This is a genomic window from Mesorhizobium sp. M5C.F.Ca.IN.020.29.1.1 (assembly GCF_003997375.1).
Classification (GTDB): Bacteria; Pseudomonadota; Alphaproteobacteria; order Rhizobiales; family Rhizobiaceae; genus Mesorhizobium; species Mesorhizobium wenxiniae.
The window spans coordinates 1-2,804 of sequence record NZ_RZSW01000665.1 but is presented as its reverse complement, the minus strand read 5'-3'; the positions used below and the strand labels follow the sequence as shown (position 1 = coordinate 2,804).

Sequence of the window (2,804 nt, the reverse complement as noted above, 5' to 3'; positions counted from 1 at the left end):
CCGCTCTTGTGACCACCGAAGGTTTTCGCGACGTCATCGAGATCGGTCGTGAAAGCCGATTCGATCAATATGATATCAACCTTGTGAAGCCGCAGCCGCTCGTCCCGCGCAGCCTGCGGGTTACGGTGCCAGAGCGCGTTGCCGTCGATGGATCGGTCGTTGTGCCCCTCGATCTCCGGGGCCTTGAGGGCCACGTCCAAGCCTTTCGCGCCGCGAACGTGACCAGCATCGCGGTCGGATTCCTGCACAGCTACGTCAATCCCAGCCATGAAGAATTGGTCGGCAAGCGGCTGCGGGAATTGATGCCAGATGCGTACGTTTCACTGTCGAGCAGGATTTGCCCGGAGGTGCGCGAGTACGAACGGCTGATGACGACGTGCGCGAATGCATATGTCCAGCCACTCATCGCAGGCTACCTGCAAAGATTACGCGCGGAGCTAGACCGGATAGGTCTTTCTGCGTCGATGGTTCTGATGACCTCCGGCGGCGGCCTGACCACGCTTCAGAACGCCTGCGAATTGCCGATACGACTGGTCGAATCAGGCCCTGCAGGGGGCGCCATTCTGGCGTCGCATGTCGGTACCACGTCGGGTGAGAGCAGCCTGCTTTCGTTCGATATGGGTGGCACGACCGCGAAGATCTGCATCATCGACAACAGCGAGCCGTTGAAGTCGCGTTCGTTCGAGGTCGCGCGGTCCAAGCGGTTCATGAAAGGGAGCGGCATGCCGATCCGCATTCCAGTGATCGAAATGGTCGAGATCGGCGCTGGCGGCGGTTCCATCGCCCGCGTTGATACGCTTGGCCGCATTCAGGTCGGTCCGGACAGTGCAACCTCCGAGCCGGGACCGGCCTGCTATGGGCGGGGTGGGGCAAATGCAACGGTGACCGACGCCGACTTGGTGCTGGGCAAGATCGACCCTCTGCACTTCGCCGGCGGCTCGATCAAACTGCACGCTGATGCCTCCCGCAATGCCATCGCCTCGCATGTGTCGGCTGTCAGCGGCAGTGAAATCGAGATGGGCGCATTCGGCATCTGTGAGGTGGTCGAGGAAAACATGGCGAACGCCTCGCGCGTGCACGCGATAGAGCGTGGCAAGGATGTACGCGCCCGCACCATGGTCGCCTTTGGCGGCGCCGCCCCGCTTCACGCCGCGCGCCTGGCGGAAAAGCTAGGGATCAAGCGCGTCATCGTGCCACGCAGCGCCGGCGTCGGGTCAGCGGTCGGGTTCCTGCGCGCACCACTGAGCTACGAAGTGGTGCGCAGCCTGTTCGTCAAGATAAAGAAGCTCGACGTCGATGCCGCCAACCGGCAGTTCGATGAAATGATCGCGGAGGCTGCCTCCGTGGTGTGCGCGGCAAAACCCGACGCGCCGCTCGAGATACGGCGCTCGGTCTTCCTCAGATATTCGGGGCAGGGCCACGAAATCGACGTGCCTCTGCCGGACCGGCCTCTGACGGCGTCCGACCAAGACAGCATTACCGAGGCGTTCACGCAGGCTTATCAGGCCCTCTATCGCCGCACCATCAGCCAAGCGGATATCGAGGCGCTCAGCTGGGCCGTGACGGTTACTGCGATCGAAGACAGGTCGGCCGAGACCATTCCCTTCGCCGGCGCCGACGGCGAAGCCTCGCCGCTGCGGCAAAGCCGGCTGTTCGACGGTCGGCTCGGGCGGTTCTTCGACAGCCCGGTCTACTGGCGCGATGCGATCGGTGTCAGTCAGTCTATCGAAGGTCCGGCGGTCATAGCCGAGGATGAGACGTCGACGGTGGTGACGTCGTCGTTCGTGGCGTCAATCGATTCCAGCGGCAGCATCATCCTAGAAGCCAAGCATTGAGGTCAGTGACATGGATAATCAATCGCCGGTGGCCGAAATCCAGATGCAGATCATGTGGAATCGCCTGATCTCGGTGGTCGAAGAACAGGCGCAGACACTGGTGCGCACTGCTTTTAGCCCAATCGTCAGGGAATCCGGCGACCTGTCGGCCGGCGTCTTCGACATATCGGGACGCATGATCGCCCAGGCTGTGACCGGAACGCCTGGCCACGTCAATTCGATGGCGGCATCGGTGAAATACTTCCTCGAGGCGTTTCCCGCCAACACCATGTGCGAGGGCGACGTCTACATCACCAACGATCCGTGGAAAGGCACCGGCCACCTCAATGACATGGTGGTGGTCACGCCCGCCTTTCTAGACGGCCGCCTGGTCGCGCTGTTCGCCTGCACCAGCCATTTGGTCGACATAGGCGGCATCGGCTTCGGTCCCGACGGCCGCGACGTGATCGAAGAAGGCCTCTACATTCCCTTCCTGCGCCTTATCGATCGTGGCGAAAGGAACCAGACCCTTATCGACATCTTGCGCGGAAATTCCCGCTATCCTACAGAAGCGGAAGGCGACGTGCTGTCGCTGGCCGCCTGCAACGACATCGGCGTCGACCGCCTCATCGAGATGATGCGGGAATTCTCGCTGGTAACGCTCGACGGGCTGGCCGACCACATCGTCGAGCAATCCCGCAAGGCGGTCGAGGCCAGCATCGCCGACTTGCCCAACGGCAGCTACCGGGCGTCGATGCGCGTGGACGGCTACGGCACGCCTATCGATCTGGTGGCCACGCTTACCGTCGCCGACCGAACCATCACAGTCGATTTCGCCGGCAGTTCGGCCCCCTCCGCAAAGGGCATCAACGTGCCGCTCACCTATGCTCAGGCTTACGCGACCTATGGCGTCCGTGTCCTCATAGGCTCCGATATCCCGAACAATGCAGGGTCGCTGGGGGCTATCAAGGTAATAGCACCGGCCGATTC

2 protein-coding genes are annotated in these 2,804 nt (G+C 62.2%); both read left to right on the top strand.

The window, feature by feature from the left end:
* Positions 1 to 8 precede the first annotated feature (8 nt).
* A complete protein-coding gene (locus EOA85_RS31750) occupies positions 9 to 1,835 on the top strand; it encodes a hydantoinase/oxoprolinase family protein (protein WP_245486197.1) in 1,827 nt (608 codons plus the stop codon).
* Between the two features lie 10 nt (positions 1,836 to 1,845).
* Positions 1,846 to 2,804 (top strand): hydantoinase B/oxoprolinase family protein (locus EOA85_RS31745; protein ID WP_164760010.1); only part of this gene is annotated, 959 nt, incomplete at its 3' end.